Source organism: Nocardioides sp., from assembly GCF_036267815.1.
Classification (GTDB): Bacteria; Actinomycetota; Actinomycetes; order Propionibacteriales; family Nocardioidaceae; genus Nocardioides.
The window spans coordinates 67,217-85,839 of sequence record NZ_DATAVI010000011.1 but is presented as its reverse complement, the minus strand read 5'-3'; the positions used below and the strand labels follow the sequence as shown (position 1 = coordinate 85,839).

Annotated in this window: 17 protein-coding genes; 14 read left to right on the top strand and 3 right to left on the bottom strand. The window is 72.3% G+C overall.

Annotated elements, in window-relative coordinates:
* The first annotated feature begins 4 nt into the window (after positions 1–4).
* The 6 genes from VHW64_RS02390 (at position 5) to VHW64_RS02365 (ending at position 7,852) form a co-directional block, all read left to right on the top strand.
* Complete coding sequence (locus VHW64_RS02390) at positions 5–1,648, top strand: ABC transporter permease (RefSeq protein WP_329648900.1); 1,644 nt, start codon at positions 5–7, stop codon at positions 1,646–1,648.
* Positions 1,648–2,649: an ABC transporter ATP-binding protein gene (locus VHW64_RS02385; RefSeq protein WP_329648899.1), complete on the top strand. Its 1,002-nt coding sequence runs from the start codon at positions 1,648–1,650 to the stop codon at positions 2,647–2,649. The genes VHW64_RS02390 and VHW64_RS02385 overlap by 1 nt, the downstream gene beginning before the upstream one ends.
* A gap of 31 nt (positions 2,650–2,680) precedes the next feature.
* Positions 2,681–3,721, top strand: a complete 1,041-nt coding sequence (locus VHW64_RS02380; protein WP_329648898.1) for a phosphatase PAP2 family protein — start codon at positions 2,681–2,683, stop codon at positions 3,719–3,721.
* Positions 3,722–3,891: 170 nt separating this feature from the next.
* Positions 3,892–5,166 carry a C40 family peptidase gene (locus VHW64_RS02375; protein WP_329648897.1) on the top strand — a complete coding sequence of 425 codons (1,275 nt, stop codon included), beginning with the start codon at positions 3,892–3,894 and terminating at the stop codon, positions 5,164–5,166.
* Positions 5,167–5,248: 82 nt separating this feature from the next.
* Positions 5,249–7,195 carry an acyl-CoA dehydrogenase family protein gene (locus VHW64_RS02370; protein ID WP_329648896.1) on the top strand — a complete coding sequence of 649 codons (1,947 nt, stop codon included), beginning with the start codon at positions 5,249–5,251 and terminating at the stop codon, positions 7,193–7,195.
* A gap of 57 nt (positions 7,196–7,252) precedes the next feature.
* Positions 7,253–7,852 (top strand): hypothetical protein, encoded by a 600-nt coding sequence (locus VHW64_RS02365; RefSeq protein WP_329648895.1) that lies wholly within the window; start codon positions 7,253–7,255, stop codon positions 7,850–7,852.
* Positions 7,853–7,894: 42 nt separating this feature from the next.
* On the opposite strand, the gene VHW64_RS02360 is transcribed toward VHW64_RS02365, so the two are convergent.
* From VHW64_RS02360 to VHW64_RS02350, 3 genes are read right to left on the bottom strand one after another with little or no spacing between them, the layout of a single operon-like run.
* The gene (locus VHW64_RS02360) at positions 7,895–8,611 is read right to left on the bottom strand and encodes an HAD family hydrolase (protein WP_329648894.1); all 717 of its coding nucleotides are present in this window, start codon (positions 8,609–8,611) and stop codon (positions 7,895–7,897) included.
* Positions 8,608–9,543: an aminotransferase class IV gene (locus VHW64_RS02355; protein WP_329648893.1), complete on the bottom strand. Its 936-nt coding sequence runs from the start codon at positions 9,541–9,543 to the stop codon at positions 8,608–8,610. The genes VHW64_RS02360 and VHW64_RS02355 overlap by 4 nt, the downstream gene beginning before the upstream one ends.
* 7 nt (positions 9,544–9,550) lie before the next feature.
* The gene (locus VHW64_RS02350; RefSeq protein WP_329648913.1) at positions 9,551–10,051 is read right to left on the bottom strand and encodes an inorganic diphosphatase; all 501 of its coding nucleotides are present in this window, start codon (positions 10,049–10,051) and stop codon (positions 9,551–9,553) included.
* Between the two features lie 94 nt (positions 10,052–10,145).
* On the opposite strand from VHW64_RS02350, the gene dacB reads away from it, so the two are divergent.
* From dacB to folB, 8 genes are all read left to right on the top strand, one after another.
* The gene (gene dacB, locus VHW64_RS02345; protein ID WP_329648892.1) at positions 10,146–11,648 is read left to right on the top strand and encodes a D-alanyl-D-alanine carboxypeptidase/D-alanyl-D-alanine endopeptidase; all 1,503 of its coding nucleotides are present in this window, start codon (positions 10,146–10,148) and stop codon (positions 11,646–11,648) included.
* A gap of 140 nt (positions 11,649–11,788) precedes the next feature.
* Complete coding sequence (locus tag VHW64_RS02340; protein WP_329648891.1) at positions 11,789–12,820, top strand: zinc-dependent metalloprotease; 1,032 nt, start codon at positions 11,789–11,791, stop codon at positions 12,818–12,820.
* Entirely contained in the window at positions 12,817–13,806 is a 990-nt protein-coding gene (tilS, locus tag VHW64_RS02335; RefSeq protein ID WP_329648890.1) for a tRNA lysidine(34) synthetase TilS, read from the top strand. Before VHW64_RS02340 ends, tilS begins: the two co-directional genes overlap by 4 nt.
* Before the next feature lie 39 nt (positions 13,807–13,845).
* Entirely contained in the window at positions 13,846–14,397 is a 552-nt protein-coding gene (gene hpt / locus VHW64_RS02330; RefSeq protein ID WP_329648889.1) for a hypoxanthine phosphoribosyltransferase, read from the top strand.
* Positions 14,398–14,596: 199 nt separating this feature from the next.
* A complete protein-coding gene (gene ftsH, locus VHW64_RS02325) occupies positions 14,597–16,660 on the top strand; it encodes an ATP-dependent zinc metalloprotease FtsH (RefSeq protein WP_329648888.1) in 2,064 nt (687 codons plus the stop codon).
* 16 nt (positions 16,661–16,676) lie between these two features.
* Positions 16,677–17,294, top strand: a complete 618-nt coding sequence (gene folE / locus VHW64_RS02320) for a GTP cyclohydrolase I FolE (protein ID WP_329648887.1) — start codon at positions 16,677–16,679, stop codon at positions 17,292–17,294.
* Positions 17,295–17,364: 70 nt separating this feature from the next.
* Positions 17,365–18,168, top strand: coding sequence for a dihydropteroate synthase (gene folP / locus VHW64_RS02315; RefSeq protein WP_329648912.1), 804 nt, complete (start codon positions 17,365–17,367; stop codon positions 18,166–18,168).
* Positions 18,165–18,620 carry a dihydroneopterin aldolase gene (folB, locus tag VHW64_RS02310; protein WP_349256876.1) on the top strand — a complete coding sequence of 152 codons (456 nt, stop codon included), beginning with the start codon at positions 18,165–18,167 and terminating at the stop codon, positions 18,618–18,620. Before folP ends, folB begins: the two co-directional genes overlap by 4 nt.
* The last annotated feature ends 3 nt before the right edge of the window (positions 18,621–18,623 follow it).

The window sequence follows — 18,623 nt, the reverse complement described above, 5'->3', positions numbered from 1 at the left end:
GGACGTGAACCAGACCCGCCGCCTCGCCGCGCTCGCGGCCACCGCGCTCGTGCCCCTGCTGGTTCTCGGCGTCTTCTTCGGCCTGCCGGTGGCCGGGATGGTCGGCCGCGGGTTCGTCCAGCACGGCCGGCTCGACGCCGGCGGGGTCCTGGACGTCCTGGCCCGGCCGGAGATCCGCCGCGCGGTCTGGTTCACGGTCTGGACCTCCTCGGTGGCCACGGTCCTGTCGTGCGCGCTCGGGCTCCCGGCCGCCTACCTGCTGCACCGGGTGGCGTTCCCCGGCCGGGCCGCGCTGCGCGCCGTGCTCGTCGTGCCGTTCGTGCTCCCCACGGTCGTCGTCGGGGTCGCCTTCGAGCTGCTGATCGGTGCCCAGGGCCCCTTGGCGTCCCTGGGCCTGGACGGCACGCCCGCCGCGATCGTGGCCGGCATGGTGTTCTTCAACGCCTCGGTCGTGATCCGCGTCGTCGGCGGCGCCTGGGAGTCACTCGACCCGCGTCCCGGCGAGGCGGCGGCCGCCCTCGGCGCGTCACCGCGCCAGGTGCTCCGCGACGTGACCCTGCCCGCACTCCGGCCGGCCGTGGTCTCCGCCGCCACCGTCGTCTTCCTGTTCTGCGCGACGGCGTTCGGCATCGTCCTGACCCTGGGCGGCCTGCGCTACTCCAGCGTGGAGACGCAGATCTACCTGCTCACCAACGACCTTCTCGACCTCCAGGGAGCCGCCGCCCTCTCGGTGCTCCAGCTGCTCGTGGTCACGGTGCTGCTCCTGGCGGCCGCCCGGGCACGCCGTACGCCGGACCCGGCCGTGGCCCGGGTTCGCGTGCGCCGACGGCGGCTCCGGCGCGCGGACCTCCCTGCGGTGGCGGTCACGCTCGTCCTGCTGCTCCTCGTCGTCGGCCCGCTGGCGTCGCTGGTCGTCGCGTCACTGCGCGTCGACGGGTCCTGGGGCCTGGCCGACTACCGCGCGCTCCAGACCCCCGGCGCCCACCAGGCGCTGCTGGTCCCGGTCACCGACGCCGTCGTGAACTCCCTGCGCATCGCGGTCGACGCCACCTGGATGTCCCTGCTCCTCGGCCTGGCCGTCGCGACGATCGTGACCCGGCGCTCGCGCTCGCGGGCGGAGCGCCGGGCTCGGGCCCTCCTCGACGGGCTCTTCATGCTCCCGCTCGGGGTCTCGGCGGTGACCCTCGGCTTCGGCTTCCTGATCACCCTCGGCCGGCCGCCGCTGGACCTGCGCGACTCGCCGGCCCTGATCCCGGTGGCACAGGCCCTGGTGGCGCTGCCACTGGTGGTCCGTGTCCTGGTGCCGGTCCTCGTCGGCATCGACGACCGCCTCCGCCAGGCCGCGGCCACTCTCGGCGCCTCGCCGGCACGGGCCCTGCTGGTCGTCGACCTGCCGGCGATCTGGAAGCCGCTGCTGGCCGCTGCTGGGTTCGCCTTCGCCTGCTCGCTCGGCGAGTTCGGCGCGACGTCGTTCCTCGTCCAGGACGACCGGCCGACCCTCCCGGTGGTGATCTACCGGCTGATCGGACACCCGGGCGACCTCAACTACGGCATGGCCCTGGCGGCCTCGGTGGTGCTCGGTGCGACCACTGCGCTGGTGATGCTCGTGGTGGAGCGGCTGCGGGTGCCGTCGGTGGGGACCTTCTGATGGGGGCGCTCGCGGTGCGCGACCTCTCGGTCTGCTACGACGCGGTGCCCGCGGTCAGCGGTGCCGACCTCGACCTCGAGGCCGGGCGGGTGCTGGCCGTGCTCGGGCCGTCGGGGTGCGGCAAGTCGACCCTGCTGCGCGCGGTGGCCGGGCTCGAGCCGGCCCAGGGTCGGGTGACCTGGGAGGGTGCCGACGTCTCCTCGATGCCGGCCCATCGCCGCGGCTTCGCGCTGATGTTCCAAGACGGCCAGCTGTTCCCCCAGCTCAGCGTCGCCCGCAACGTCGGCTACCCGCTGCGCATCCGGCGTACGCCGAGGGTCGAGGTGGCCGGGCGGGTCGCGGGTCTGCTCGACCTGGTCGGCCTGGCCGGATTCGGCGAGCGGCTGCCGTCGACGCTGTCGGGAGGCGAGCGCCAGCGCGTCGCCCTCGCCCGGGCCCTGGCGGCCTCGCCGCGGCTCCTGCTGCTCGACGAGCCGCTGAGCGCCCTCGACGCGGGACTGCGCCAGCGGCTCGCCGAGGACCTGCGGCGCATCCTGGTGGAGGCGGGCACGACGGCCGTGATGGTGACCCACGACCACGAGGAGGCATTCGCCGTCGCCGACGACCTGGCGGTGATGCGGGCGGGGCGGATCGTGCAGGCCGGGCCGATCGCCGACGTGTGGCGTCGTCCGGCCGACCCCGAGACGGCGTTGTTCCTGGGCTATGCGCGCGTGCTCGAAGGGCCGGCCGCCGCCGAGCTCCTCGCCGCCGCCGGGCTGCCCGCCGCCCCGGCTCTCGCCGTACGCCGGTCGGCACTGACGGTGGCCGACGACGGACCTCTGCACGGTGAGGTGACCGACGTGCGGACCACCCCCGGTCAGCTGAGGCTCGTGGTCCGCACCGGCGCCGGCGAGCTGGACGCCGTTGCGGCGCTCGACCGCCGGGCTGCCCCCGGCGACGTCGTCCGGCTGCGCGTGGACCTGACCCGGACCGCCGTCCTGCCGTCTCCGCACCGGTCATGAGCCGTCCGTGGCCGCGCCTACACTGACCGGCGTGTTCCGCCGCGCCCACATCCTCATGGTGTCGATCGCCGTGTCGATGGGCGTCCTGGCGATCATCGGCGCCGTGGTCTTCAACGCCAAGCTGGTCGACCCCGACGGCTTCATCGGCCCGTCGTACCTCCGGCTGCCGACGATCCTGGCGCTCGGCTTCGGCATCGACCTGGTGCCGCGCACGCTCTGGGTCTCGCGATGCCGCCCCGGGCGGATGCCCACCGTCTTCCGCGAGCGGCTGCACTCCCACTGGACCCGTCAGCGGATCGTCCTGGTGGTCAGCGGGATCCTGTGCTTCTACATCACCTACGTCAGCTACCGGAACCTGAAGTCGCAGCTGCCCTTCATCGAGGGCCGCGACCACAAGTTCGACCGGCCGCTGTTCAGCATGGACAAGTCGATCTTCCTCGGACACGAGCCCGCGATCGTGCTCCACAACCTCCTCGGCGACGGCATCTCCGCGGAGTTCCTCTCCAGCGTCTACCTGTGGTTCCTGCCGTTGGTGCCCCTGGCCCTCGCGGTCTGGCTGGTGTGGTCGCGCAACATCGGCTTCGGATACTGGTTCGCCGCCTCGCAGTGCCTGGCCTGGACCCTAGGCACGATCTCCTACTTCGCCCTGCCCACGCTGGGCCCCGGCTTCCAGCACCCGTGGCTCTACCAGACTGTCGAGAACACCAACGCCGGCCGCCTGATGAACTCCCTGGCCAACAGCAGGGTCTGGGCGGTCAATACCAGCGCTCCGTCGCTGGAGCCGCTCACCAGCACCCTGAGCGGGGTGGCCGGCTTCGCGAGCCTGCACGTCGCGATCACGCTGCTGGTGGCGTTGATGATCCAGTACACGACGACGATGCGCTGGCTGAAGATCGTGTTCTGGGTCAACACCTGCTGCACCGCGGTCGCGACGCTCTACTTCGGCTGGCACTACGTCGCCGACGACGTCGCCGGGGTCGCGATCGCGCTCTTCTCGTTCTACGTCGGGGGCTGGGCCAGCGGCCAGACGTTCGTCCGTCACCGGGTGACGGAAGTGCCGGTGCCGGAATGACAACGTTGTAGTTCGTCAAGGCGACACGCGGGGAACTCCTGTGAATTTTGAGAAAGATGTTCCTTTTGTGACTCCTGAGCATTAGCGTGCTGCGAGTTGTCACGGGTGGAGAGGAAGCCACCCGTGACCTCTCAGCCCAGCAGCCCACGTGCCCAGCAGGAGGAACACCCGTGCACCGAGTCGGCGTCACCGCCCTCGCCCTCTCCCTGGTCACGGGCCTCACCGGCGTGGCCGCCGCGTCCGCGGCGACCTCGGCGGGGCATCACGTGTACCCCAGCAAGCACCAGGTGCAGGACGCCCGGCACCGGGCGGCCCACGCGGCCGACAGCGTCGCCGGCGTGAAGCACCAGCTGGAGCAGGCCGACATCGAGGCCCACGCCGCCGCGACGACGGCCGAGCAGGCCGCCGAGCGCTACAACGGCGCGCGGTGGGAGCTCCAGCAGGCCCGGCAGGATGCGCGCACGGCGTCCGAGCACGCGACGATCGCGGCCGGCGACGCGCGCCGCCAGCACGCGGCGTACGCGGCGACCGTGGTCACGTCGTACGAGATGGGACCCTCGCTCAGCCCGCTGGCAGCGCTCCAGGGCGCGGACGGCATGTCGTCGGTCGTCGACACGATGTCGACGCTTCAGAACGCCCAGAGCGCCATGGACCACACCGCGGCGTCGTACACCGCGTCGTCCACCCTGGCCGGCGTCGCCAGCGACCAGGCCGAGGCCGCGCAGGCGAAGGCCGCCCGGCTCGCGGCCGAGGCCAAGTCGGCCCGTGACGCCGCCATCGCCGCCGCGAACGCGGCCCAGCTGAAGACCGAGCAGATCGCGGCCCTCAAGACCCACCTGATCCGCCGGATGGCCCGGCTCCAGCACGTGAGCGTGAAGATGGCGCAGAAGCGGCAGGCGGGCATCGAGGAGGCGGCCCGCGAGGCCGCGCAGCGCGCCGCGGAGCGCAAGGCCCGCCGTGAGGCCGCCCGAGCGGCCGCGCAGAAGGCGGCCCAGCAGGCAGCCGAGAACCAGGGCCCGTCGACCTCGCCCACGACGCCGACCACGCCGACCACGCCGCCCCCTGCTCCGCCGGCTCCTTCCGGCGGTGCGGCGCGCGCGATCGCCTTCGCCCGCAGCCAGCTCGGTGAGCCCTACGTGTGGGGCGCGGCCGGGCCGAGCTCGTGGGACTGCTCGGGCCTGACCATGGGTGCCTGGCGCGCGGGCGGCATCAGCCTGCCGCACTACTCGGTGGCGCAGTACGCCGAGTCCACGCCGATCTCGCCGAGTGCGCTGCGTCCGGGCGACCTCGTCTTCTGGGGCTCCTCGGGCAGCCCGTCGTCGATCTACCACGTCGCGATGTACGTCGGGAACGGCCTGATCATCCAGGCCCCGCACACCGGCGCCGACGTCGACGAGGTGTCGATGTACTCCTGGATCGCTCCCAACTTCTTCGCCCGCCCCTGACCGCGAGGTGGGGCAAACGGCCCCGCGAGGTGGGAGGAGTGGCGCCATGTCTCCCGCCTCGTGGGGTGGGTACGTTCCTGGTATGGCGAGTGCTCCCGACCCAGCGCCCCGGGTCGACGTCGTTGCCCTGAGGCAGCTCCTGGACGGTCGGTACGCCGAGGTCCGCGACCTGGTGCGGAGCAACCTGACCGAGCACGCGGGCGTGCTCGCGGACGCCGAGACGCTGCCGCGAGCGGAGTACCGCGAGCGGGTTCTGGGGCTCCTCGTCGCGATGGCGCAGACCGGGCAGACAGGCATGGGCTTCCCCGAGGAGTACGGCGGAGGTGGCGACCTCGGCGCGTCGATCGCGGCGTTCGAGACCCTCGCCTACGGCGACCTCTCGCTGTTGGTGAAGGTCGGCGTCCAGTTCGGCCTCTTCGGCGGAGCCCTGCTGATGCTGGGCACCAAGCGCCACCACGACGCCTATCTCGAGGATCTGGTCGCGGGGCGGCTGCTGGGCTGCTTCGCGATGACCGAGACCGGGCACGGCTCCAACGTGCAGGCGCTCGGCACCACCGCGTCGTACGACGTTGAGACCGGCGAGTTCGTGATCTCGACGCCCGATGAGGCCTCCCGCAAGGACTACATCGGCAACGCCGCCCTCCACGCGCAGGCCGCGGTCGTCTTCGCACAGCTCGACGTCGGCGGCGAGCAGCACGGCGTCCACGCCTTCGTCGTGCCGATCCGTGCGCACGGCGAGCTGCTCCCCGGCGTCCGCGCCGAGGACGACGGCTTGAAGCTGGGGCTCAACGGCGTCGACAACGGCCGGCTGTGGTTCGACGACGTCCGCATCCCGCGCGCCAACCTGCTCGACAGGTTCGCCGAGGTCAGCCCCGAGGGCCGCTACGGCAGCGCGATCGACAACGCCGACCGCCGCTTCTTCACCATGCTCGGCACCCTGGTGCAGGGCCGCGTCTGCGTCTCTGGGGCGGGCATCAACGCCGCCAAGGTCGCCCTCACCGTGGCCATCCGGTACGCCGAGTGCCGGCGGCAGTTCACCGCGACCTCGCCGGACCGCGAGGAGCTGCTCCTCGACTACGGCCTCCACCAGCGCCGGCTGCTGCCGCTGCTCGCGGAGAGCTACGCCCTGCACTTCGCGCAGGAGGCGCTGGCGGCGCGCACTCACGACGTCTTCTCGTCGTCCACCGGCGACGAGAAGGCACGACGCGAGCTGGAGTCGCGCGCGGCCGGCACGAAGGCACTCGGCACGTGGCACGCCACCCGGACGATCCAGGAATGCCGCGAGGCCTGCGGTGGCGCGGGCTACCTCGCGGGCAGCCGGTTCGCGGCGCTCAAGGCCGACACCGACGTCTTCACGACCTTCGAGGGCGACAACCACGTCCTGCTCCAGCTGGTCGCGAAGGGGCTGCTGACCGACTACGCCGGCGACTTCGAGGATCTGGATCAGCTCGGCATGGTCCGCTTCGTCGCCGGGCAGGCGCTGGAGGTCGTCATCGAGAGAACCGCGGCGCACAAGCTGTTCGAGGCGATCAAGGACGCGCTGCCCGGCGGCGACGACGCCTGGGACCGGGAGGCCGGCCTACGCGACCCCGACTACCAGCTGGCGATGCTGCGCTTCCGCGAGGAGCACACCCTCTCGGGAGTCGCCCGGCGGCTCAAGCGCGGCATCGACGAGGGCCTCGACCCGGCCGTGGCCTTCTCGCGGGCCCAGGACCACGTCGTCGCGGCGGCCCGGGCCCACGTCGAGCGGCTCGTCCTGGAGGCCTTCGCCACCAAGACCGCCGACCAGCCCGAGGGCGATGTGAAGGTCGCGCTCACCTTGCTGCGCGACCTGCACGCCCTGGCCGCCATCGAGCGGGACCGTGGTTGGTTCATGGAGCACGGCCGCCTCGCCGCCCCGCGCGCCAAGGCGATCACCCGCGAGGTCAACGAGCTGTGCCGCCGGATCCGTCCGCTCGCCGGCGACCTCGTCGCGGCGTACGGCATCCCGGACGCCCTCCTCCCCGCCCCCGACCTCCAGCAGCCCTGACGCCCCCACCCACCTCGCGGCGCCGTTCGCCCCACGTCGGCGTGGGAGGGTGACGCGATGAGGGTTCCGGGGGTGGAGGTGACGTCGTTCGGGCCGGAGGGCCCGCCGGGCTCCGGCCGGGTCGGTACGGCGATCGTGCTGCCGGGGCGGGCCTACCCACCCGCCGCACCGCTGCTGTGGTTCGCCACCGCGGCCCTACGCCAGCACGGCTGGGGCGTCGAGCACGTGTGGTGGCACGCCCCCGGCCACCACGGCGACGCCGGCCACTACGGGTGGGTCGCCGACCAGCTGCTCGACCACCTGCCGGCCTCGGGCCGGGTGCTCGTCGTGGGCAAGTCCCTCGGCACCCTGGCGGCGCCGGTGGCGGCCGAGCGCGGCTACGACGGGCTGTGGCTGACCCCGCTGCTCCAGGAGGAGGCGGTGGTCGAGGCGCTCGCCGCCAACCCGGCCCGCCAGCTACTGGTCGGCGGGCTCGCCGACCGCCACTCCTGGCGCTCCGATGTCGCCGACCGGCTCGCGGGCCAGGGCTGCGACGTCGTCGAGGTGCCGGACGCCGACCACGGCATGCACGCCGCGGGGGACGCCGTTCGCAGCGCCGAGATCCTGGTCGAGGTCACCCGTGCGATGGACACCTGGCTGGCGGGTCCGGCTCTCTAGTCCCTAGGGACCGCGCCTCTCGGCCCGAGGACGGCGCCTCGGTCAGAGCACCAGCCGCACGTCGTACAGGCGCTCGTAGGCCGGACGGGTCTCGGCGACGACCTGCTCGCCCTCGGGCGTCAGCTCGACGCGGCGACGGCGGTAGGGCTCGAAGCCGGTGGACCGCAGCACCGCGTCGTACCAGTACGGCGCCCAGACGCCGTCGCTCTCCCGCGGTCCTGCGGGCCAGGCCAGCATCGCGTCGGTGAAGGGCACGCCGGCATACGCGCAGAGCCACCGCAGGTAGGCGTCGGGCATCCGCAGGAAGTCAGCGGCGTCGACGACCGGGACGTCCCCACCGAGCTGCACGTGCAGCTGGAGCTGCTGGAGGATCCCGATGTCGTCGGCGACGACGCTCGTCCGCGAGCGGAGGTACGACGAGACCACCTCGGCCGGGTCGCGGATCAGCAGAACGTTGCGCAGCGACCCGATCCACTCGCGGGGGAGGTCGGGGACGAGGTGCTGGGCCATGTGCTTCTGGTACTGCAAGACAGGCCCGCCGGGCCACGGCCGGGTCAGCGAGCCGACGACGCGACGCCAGTCGGTCTCGCCGGCCGCGATGACGCCGTCGCGGCCCGGGTGGTCGAGCCCGGTGTGGGCGAGGTACCAGGCGTAGAGCGGCTCGTCGACGACCCGCGTGTCGGGTCGGTTCTCCCAGGCGCGCATCGTCGCGGTCGAGATGCTGCGCGGACCCGACCAGCAGGCGAGCCGGATCGTCACGGAGCGGTCCGCGCCTCGACGTCACGCCGCACGAGCTCGGCGTACAGCTCCTGGAGACGTACGACGGTCGGGCCGCGCCGCCCTGAGCCGATCGTCCGGCCGTCGACGGTGTGCACCGGCACGACTCCGGCGAACGTCCCGGTCACGAACGCCTCGTCGGCGGAGTAGACCTCGGTGAGGCTGAAAAGCCTTTCCTGGCTGGGGATTCCGGCGTCTCGGCACACCCGCAGGACGTTGCCGCGGGTGATCCCACCCAGGCAGTAGGCCCCCGACGACGTCTGGACCTCGCCACCGCGCACGACGAAGAAGTGGGTGGAGTTGCAGGTCGCGACGAAGCCCTGCGGGTCGAGCATCAGCGCCTCGTCGGCGCCGGCGGTGTAGGCCTGGATGCACGCCGTGATGTCGTTGAGCTTGCTGTGCGCGTTGAGCTTGGGGTCGAGGGTGTCGGGAGCCGCACGGCGTACGTGCACGGTGAAGAGCGTGAGCCCCTCCTCGACCGTGGCGGGCAGCGGGTCCTTGTGCTCGGCGATGATCACGACGGTCGCCGGCCCGGCCGAGAAGCGCGGGTCCTGGTACGGCGTGGACTTCGGCCCGCGGGTGACCATCAGCCGCACGTGGACGCCGTCGGTCATGGCGTTGGCGCGCAGCGTGTCGTAGATGCGCGAGGTGAGCTGCTCGCGGGTCAGGCCGATGTCGAGGGCGATCGCCGTCGCTCCCTCCCACAGCCGGTCGAGGTGCTGGTCGAGGAACGCCGGGTGGCCGCGGTGGACGCGGAGCCCCTCCCACACGCCGTCGCCGAGGACGAACCCCGCGTCGAAGACCGAGACCACGGCCCGGTCGCGCGGCACCAGTGCGTCGTTGACGTGGATCAGGACGTCGCGGTTGCGAGGGTCGTCGGTGAAGTCGTGCGCGCCGTGCGCGGTGGTGCTCACCGGCGGGTCAGTGCAGGTCTTCGGGGTGCTGGCGGAGCCGGTCGAAGGACGCCCGGACCTCGGTCTCGGCGGCGTCTCGCCCGACCCAGTCGGCGCCCTCGACGGACTTCCCGGGCTCGAGCTCCTTGTAGACGGTGAAGAAGTGCTCGATCTCCATCCGGTCGAACTTCGGCAGGTGGTTGATGTCGCGCAGGTGCTCGAGGCGCGGGTCCGAGACGGGGACGCACAGGACCTTGTCGTCGGCGCCCTTCTCGTCGGTCATCCGGTACATGCCGATCGCGCGGCACTTGATCAGGCAGCCGGGGAACGTCGGCTCGCCGAGCAGCAGCACCAGTGCGTCGAGCGGGTCGCCGTCCTGGCCGAGGGTGTTCTCGATGAAGCCGTAGTCGGCCGGGTACTGCGTGGAGGTGAACAGCGTGCGGTCGAGCCGGATGCGCCCGCTCTCGTGGTCGACCTCGTACTTGTTGCGACTCCCCTTGGGGATCTCCACGAGTACGTCGAAGTCCAGCACGATGCCCTCCAGCTGTCCGGTCTGAACGCGTCACCCGAGTCGGCGGGCCCGCGGCGAGAATGTGCCCCAGTCTCCCGCAGAATGGAGGCACGTGCCCAACCCGGACACGCCTCGACCACCACCGAGCCCCCTTCAGCACACCGTCCCGGAAGTCAGCGACATGGCCGCAGCCGACCGCCCGCCGTACGGCGTGAGCCAACGGCCGCGTCGTCGACGGCGTCGGCTCGTCGTGACCGGCGTCGTCGTGGCCGCGGTGGTGGTCGCCGCCGGTGGCGTGACGGCGTACGAGACGGGGCGGCTCGCCGACTGGCTGGGCGACGGCGACGCGGCGCCCGTCGCGGACACCGTGCCCGGGTACACGGCGCCCGCCGCCCCCACGCCGGGGGTCGTCGCCCGGCCCGCGCGGGTGGGTGCCGGCGACGCGGCAGCGGTGCGCAGCGCCCTCGCCGAGCCGCTCGAGGACTCGGACCTGTTCGACCTGCGCGCCGTCGTGGCACCGCTGAGCGGGCCGGCCCTGCTCGACGTCGGGCATGGGACGTCGATGCCGGCGTCGACCCTGAAGCTGCTCACCACCACGGCCGCCCTGGAGACGCTGGGCCCCGACCACACGTTCGCGACCCGGGTGGTCGCCGGCCCTCGCCACGGCATCGTCCTCGTCGGCGGCGGCGACCCCTTCCTGGAGGGGGCCAGGCCGCCCACGGGAGTGGCGCACGACGACGCGAGCCTCCAGGCGCTGGCCTTCAAGACCGCTCGCCAGCTGGGCGCCAACGGGACCCGGAGCGTCCGGCTGTCCTATGACGACTCGCTGTTCACCGGGCCGCGGGTCAACCCGCACTGGCCGGCGACCTACATCCCCGACGACGTGGTCTCGCCGATCACCGCCCTGTGGGCCGACGAGGGCCGCAACCCCTCCGGGTACGGCCGGGTCGCCGACCCGCCGGCGACCGCGGCGGCCATCTTCGCGACCTACCTCCGCCAGGACGGGGTGCGGGTCGCGCCCGCCGTCGGCCAGGCGACGGCCCGCGCCGGCGCCCCGGAGCTGGCCCGGGTCACGAGTCCTCCGCTGGCCGACATCGTCGAGCGGATCCTCCTGGTCAGCGACAACGAGGGCGCCGAGGTGCTCGCCCGCCAGGTCGGGCTGGCCGTCGACGGCGAGGGCTCCTTCGCCGGCGGCGTCTCCGGGGTCAGGACCACCCTGACCAGGCTCGGGATCGACCTGGACGGTGCCACGATCGAGGACGGCAGCGGCCTCTCGCGAGACGACCGGGTCGCCGCCGAGACGTTGGTCGACGTCCTCCAGCTCGCGTCCTCACCTGCGCACGCCGATCTGCGCTCGGTCATCTCCGGCCTCCCGGTCGCGGCCTACGACGGGTCGCTGGGGGACCGGTTCGACGACAGCCCGGGGCGCGGCTACGTGCGGGCCAAGACCGGCACCTTGCACGGGACCAGCGCCCTGGCCGGGCTGAGCACGGACGCCCGGGGCCGCGTCCTGGTCTTCGCGTTCGTCAGCAACCATGTGAACGGCGCCGACACCCTCGACACGCGGGCCGCCCTCGATCGCCTCGCCTCCGCGCTCGCCACCTGTCGGTGCTGACCGCCGCCTCGGTCGACCGTGGGGTGGCAGGTCTCCGGCCGGCACCCGCCGAGCGTCGGTGGGCACCGGCGCCGACGCCCGGACCCATCAGGACGAGGCAAGGCCTCAAGCCCCGCAGGGGCTCACCGTAGGCTCGGCGCATGACCGAGGAGATGGTGGACTGGCGCCTGGCGGTCTCGGTCGGTGCTCATGTCGCCGGCGCGGGACCTGCGGTGTCGGCCGGCGAGGCCGCGGGGACCGTCGCGGAGCTGCGCGAGGGTGCCGCGCGGTCGACGCCGTACGTCAAGGAGTTCACCGGGCTGGACGCCGGCGAGCTCACCGCGCCCGTGCTCGTCGTCGATCGCGCAGCCTGGATCCAGGCGAACGCCGAGGGCTTCGCGCAGATCCTCGGTCCGGTGATCGAGAAGGTGACCGAGAAGAAGGGTCCGCCGGGTCCGGTGACCAGGGCCGTCGGCGCGCGTGTCACGGGGGTGGAGGTCGGGGGCATGCTCGGCTTCATGGCCGGGAAGGTGCTCGGCCAGTTCGACCCCTTCCACGAGCCTCGCGGGCGGCTGCTCCTGGTCGCCCCCAACATCGTGCACGTCGAGCGCGAGCTGGCGGTCGACCCGCACGACTTCCGCCTCTGGGTGTGCCTGCACGAGGAGACCCACCGGGTCCAGTTCACGGCCGTGCCCTGGATGCGTGAGCACCTGTTCGCCCAGCTCCTGGCCCTGGCGGACTCCGTGGAGCCACAGCGCTTCTTCGACGACGGGCTCAAGCGGCTGGTCGAGGCGGTGCGCAGTGGTCGGGCCGGGAGCCTGGTCGACGTGTTCGGCTCGCCGGAGCAGAAGCAGATCCTCGACCGGGTCACGGCGGTGATGTCCCTGCTCGAGGGGCATGCCGACTACGTGATGGACGGCGTCGGCCCGGCCGTGATCCCGAGCGTGGAGACGATCCGGCGCGCCTTCAACGAGCGTCGCAAGGGAGTCGGCGCGCTCGACCGTCTCCTGCGCAGGCTGCTGGGCCTGGAGGCCAAGATGGCGCAGTACCGCGACGGTGCCGGCTTCGTGCGGACCGTGGTCGGCAAGATCGGGATGGCCGACTTCAACGCGGTGTGGGCGACACCCGACAACCTGCCCACCCTGGCCGAGATCCACGACCCCGAGGCCTGGGTCGTGCGCGTGCACCCGTGAGCCTGCACCCCTCGCTGGCGGCGGTGCGGGGCGCCGTACGCCGCGACCTCGCCGGCTTCGAGCCCGGCGCGCGCCTGGTGGTGGCGTGCAGCGGAGGGGCCGACTCGCTGGCGCTGGCCTCCGCCACGGTCCACGAGGGGCGCGAGGAGGGATGGTACGTCGTGGGCGCCACCGTGGACCACGGTCTCCAGGAGGGCTCGGCCGAGCGCGCGGACCAGGTCCTGCGGCAGCTGGCGGCGCTGGGGGTCGACGAGACCGTCGCGACCAGGGCCTCGGTCGATGCCCCGGGACTCGGGCCCGAGGCGGCAGCCCGGGCCGCCCGCTACGCCGTGCTCGACCAGATCCGCGAGCAGCTCGACGCGGAGGCGGTCCTGCTCGGCCACACGCGCGACGACCAGGCCGAGACCGTCCTGATGGGCCTGACCCGGGGCTCGGGTGGGCGGGCGATCGCCGGCATGCGGCGCTCCTTCGAGCACTACCGACGGCCACTGCTCGACGTCGGCCACGACGACACCGTCACCGCGTGCCAGGTCGAGGGCCTGGAGGTCTGGGAGGACCCCCACAACGCCGATCCGGCGTTCACCAGGGTGCGCGTGCGACGCCGGGTCCTGCCGGTGCTGGAGGACGAGCTCGGCCCCGGCGTCGCCGAGGCGCTGGCACGCACCGCCGACCAGCTGCGCCCGGACATGGAGCTCCTTGACGCCTACGCCGGCCAGGCGGCTGCTGCGGCGGCCGTCCCGGGAGGGCTCTCGGTCGAGGTACTGGCCGGACAGCCGGCCGCGATCCGCACCCGCGTGCTGCGGGCGGCCGCCGTCGCCGCCGGGGCTCCGGCGGGGGAGACGTCCCACCAGCACGTGATGGCGGTCGACGGGCTGGTCACCGACTGGCACGGGCAGAAGTGGGTGGACCTGCCCGGTCACCTGCGCGCACGGCGCCACGACGGCGTGCTGGGCTTCGAGCCCGCCGAGGGCGGGCGGCGGGCGTGATGTCCGGGCGGCGGCGCGGCCTGCCCTAAGGTGGCGGCCATGGAGGCCTCGCACGCCGAGCAGGACCTGGTCAAGATCCTGTTCACCGAGCAGCAGATCCTGGAGCGTCTCGACGAGATGGCTGCCGAGATCACCGCCGACTACGAGGGCCGCGACCTGCTGATCGTCGGCATCCTGCGCGGGGCGGTGATGGTGATGTCGGACCTCGCCCGCGCGCTGCCGCGTCACGTCGAGATGGACTGGATGGCGATCAGCTCCTACGGGTCGGGCACGAAGTCGTCCGGCGTCGTGCGGCTCCTCAAGGACCTCGACACCGACGTCACCGACCGTCACGTGCTGATCGTGGACGAGCTGATCGACACCGGCCTCACCCTGAGCTGGCTGAGCAACTCCCTGGGCAGCCGCAACGCCGCCAGCGTCGAGATCGCCACGCTCCTGCGCAAGCCGGAGGCGCTGACGATGCCGGTCGAGCCGAAGTACGTCGGGTGGGACATCCCCAACGAGTTCGTCGTGGGCTACGGGCTCGACTACCGCGAGAAGTACCGGAACCTGCGCGACATCGCGACCCTCGCGCCCCACGTCTACGCCTGACCCGTCCTCCGAGCACCGGGTACGGCGCGCGACGGGGCTCGGCGGCGAGCGGCGGGCCGAAATCCCACTCGCGAAGTAGGAGATGAGGTCCTGGCAAGGGACAATGCGCGTTGGGGATGACGTGTACCGTCGTCATTCTCGGAAAATCAGTGTCCCGGCGCCTCTTGTCGTGGGCAGTTTTCGTCGTCGAGAGAGACCTGTGAAGCGGATCCTTAGAAGTCCCTGGCTGTGGATCGTCGGCCTGGTGCTGCTCCTGCTGCTCGCCTTGCAGTTCATCGCGTCCCCGGGCGGCTCCGACGAGATCAGCACCGGCCAGATGGACAGCTACATCACCTCGGGCCAGGTCAAGCAGGTCACGCTCATCGACGGTGGCGACCAGACCATCAAGGTGACGCTGAAGCCGGGCGTGCGGTCCGAGGGCAGCGACGTCACCGCGCACTGGCTCGCCGGCACCCAGAACAAGCTCTTCAACGACATCCAGCAGCAGATCGCCAAGGGCAACCTCCAGCCCGAGGACGCCGACGTCAAGATCAGCCACCCGAGCGTGATCGCCTCCATCGTCACGACGCTGCTGCCCTTCGTGCTGATCGTCTTGCTGTTCCTCTTCTTGATGAACCAGGTGCAGGGCGGTGGCGGCCGAGGCGTCATGCAGTTCGCCAAGTCCCGCGCGAAGCTGATCTCCAAGGACATGCCGAAGACGACGTTCGGTGACGTGGCCGGGGTCGACGAGGCGGTCGAGGAGCTCGGCGAGATCAAGGAGTTCCTGCAGGAGCCGGCCAAGTTCCAGGCCGTCGGGGCGAAGATCCCCAAGGGCGTCCTGCTCTACGGCCCCCCGGGTACCGGCAAGACGCTCCTGGCGCGCGCGGTCGCCGGCGAAGCTGGCGTCCCGTTCTACTCCATCTCCGGGTCGGACTTCGTCGAGATGTTCGTCGGCGTCGGCGCGAGCCGGGTCCGCGACCTGTTCGAGCAGGCCAAGGAGAACGCCCCGGCGATCGTCTTCATCGACGAGATCGACGCCGTGGGCCGACACCGCGGCGCGGGCATGGGCGGTGGCCACGACGAGCGCGAGCAGACGCTCAACCAGCTGCTGGTCGAGATGGACGGCTTCGACGTCCGCGGCGGCGTGATCCTGATCGCGGCGACCAACCGGCCCGACGTCCTCGACCCGGCGCTCCTGCGCCCGGGCCGCTTCGACCGGCAGATCGCGGTCGACGCGCCCGACCTCGCGGGCCGGCACAAGATCCTCCAGGTGCACTCGCGCGGCAAGCCGCTCGCGCCCGGGATCGACCTGCTCTCCGTGGCCCGGCGTACCCCCGGGTTCACCGGCGCCGACCTCGAGAACGTCCTGAACGAGTCGGCCCTGCTCACCGCCCGGGCCAACGACAAGCTGATCACCAACGCCGCGCTCGACGAGGCGATCGACCGGGTGATCGCGGGCCCGCAGCGCCGTACCCGCCTGATGAGCGAGAAGGAGAAGCTGATCACCGCCTACCACGAGGGCGGACATGCGCTGGTCGCTGCGGCGTTCCCGGGCAACGACCCGGTGCACAAGATCACGATCCTGCCGCGCGGCCGGGCCCTGGGCTACACCATGGTCCTGCCCGACCAGGACAAGTACAGCCAGACCCGCAGTGAGCTCCTCGACAGCCTCGCCTACATGATGGGCGGCCGGGCCGCGGAGGAGATGGTCTTCCACGACCCGACCACCGGTGCCGGCAACGACATCGAGAAGGCCACAGCCGTGGCGCGTGCCATGGTCACGCAGTACGGCATGACCGACCGCCTGGGCGCGATCAAGCTCGGCGAGAGCAACGGCGAGCCCTTCATGGGGCGCGACTTCGGGCACACCAAGAACTACTCCGAGGACGTCGCCGCGATCATCGACGAGGAGACCAAGAAGCTCCTGGCCACCGCCCATCAGGAGGCCTACGACATCCTCGAGGAGAACCGCGACGTCCTCGACAGCCTCGTCCTGGAGCTGATGGACAAGGAGACCCTCGACAAGGAGCAGGTCGCCAACATCTTCGTGCCGCTGCGCCTGCGGTCACCGCGCCCGGCGTGGACCGGCTCACCCGACCGCAACCCGTCGCAGATCCCGCCGGTGGAGATCCCGCAGGCGATCCGCGACCGGGCCAAGGTCAACGGCACCCGGCCCGAGTCCGAGGCCGGCGCCATCCTGACCCCGCCGGGGTCGGGCGGCGACGTGCACGGTGGCCCGATCGGCCCGTTCGGGATGCCCGACCCGCCCTCGCCCCCCTCCTGAGCCCCGATCGCCCTCGATGACCGACCCGATCGCGTGGGAGGAGCGCCCGGCCGACGAAGTCCCGGACTTCGACCACGACCGGGCAGCCGCCGCGGTGCGCGAGCTGCTGCTGGCCATCGGTGAGGACCCCGACCGCGAGGGCATGCGCGACACACCCCACCGGGTCGCGCGGGCCTACGCCGAGCTGACCGCCGGTCTGCGTCAGACGCCGAGCGACGTCCTCACCACGACCTTCGACCTCGGGCACGACGAGATGGTGCTGGTCCGCGACATCGAGCTGTGGTCGATGTGCGAGCACCACCTCGTCCCGTTCACCGGGGTCGCCCACGTCGGCTACATCCCCTCGGAGAGCGGCAAGATCACCGGCCTGTCCAAGCTGGCCCGCCTCGTGGACGTCTACGCGAAGCGCCCGCAGGTGCAGGAGCGCCTCACGACCCAGATCGCCGACGCCCTGGTCGACGGGCTCGATGCCCGGGGTGTGATCGTCGTGATCGAGGCCGAGCACCTCTGCATGACGATGCGCGGGGTCCGCAAGGCCGGGGCCCGCACGATCACCTCCGCGGTGCGCGGCCAGCTCCGCAACGCCGCCACCCGCTCCGAGGCCATGGCGCTGATCCACAGCAACAAGGGCTAGCGGTGCTCGGCTCCTCCGGTCGGCGGCGCGGACCGACGGCGCTAGGGTTCGCGGTGTGCCGCCGTTGCTGATGGGGGTCGTCAACGTGACCCCCGACTCGTTCTCCGACGGTGGACGCTGGGCGACTCCCGATGCGGCGGTCGCGCACGGTCGAGACCTGCTCGCGCAGGGGGCGGACATCCTCGACATCGGCGGTGAGTCGACCCGGCCCGGGGCCACGCGTCCGCTGGTGGCCGAGGAGGTCGACCGGGTGGTCCCGGTGATCGGCACGCTCGCGGCGCAGGGCGCGCGCGTCTCGGTCGACACCATGCGGTCCGAGGTCGCCGAGCAGGCCCTGGCCGCCGGAGCGACCATGGTCAACGACGTCTCGGGCGGCCTGGCCGACCCGCGGATCCTCGACGTGGTCGCCGCCTCGGAGGCGACGTACGTCTGCATGCACTGGCGGGGCCACAGTGACCACATGGCCGAGCTGGCGGCGTACGACGGGCCGGGCGGCGTGGTCGCGGCGGTGCGCGCCGAGCTGTGCCAGCGGATCGAGTCGGCCATGGCCGCGGGGATCCCCCGCCAGCGGATCGTCCTCGACCCCGGCCTCGGCTTCGCCAAGGCCGCCCGTCACAACTGGACGCTGCTGCGGGGCCTGCCGGCACTCCAGGAGCTGGGCTTCCCACTGCTGGTCGGTGCGAGCCGCAAGTCCTTCCTCGGCACCGTGCTGGCCGACGCGGACGGGCAGCCGCGCGCGGTCGACGACCGCGAGCACGCGACCACCGCGCTGACGGTGCTGGTCGCGCAGCTCGGGGTGTGGGGGCTGCGGGTGCACGACGTCCGCGCGGCTCGAGACGCGCTGCGCACGCTCGAGCGGTGGGAGGAGGGATGACCGACCTGCGCCGGACCGACGAGCTGTCGGTGACCGGCATCGAGTGCTTCGGCCGGCACGGGGTCTTCGAGCACGAGCGCCGAGACGGGCAGACCTTCGTGGTGGACCTGACCCTGGGCCTCGACTCGCGGCCTGCGGCGGTGTCCGACGACTTGCACGACACGGTCGACTACGGAAGTCTCGTGGCGCGGGTGAAAGCCGTCGTCGAGTCGGACCCGGTCGACCTGATCGAGACTCTGGCCGAGCGCATCTCGGACGTCTGCCTCTTGGACGATCGTGTTGAATGGGCCCGGGTCACGGTCCACAAGCCGGGAGCCCCCATTGAGGCGACCTTCGCCGACGTGACGCTGACGATCACCCGACCCATGCCCAGGCACCAGCCCAGCCACCAGCCGGACCACCGTTCTGACGTTCTCCTCGAACGTTCCGAGCTCCCGAGCAACGAGGTGTGACCC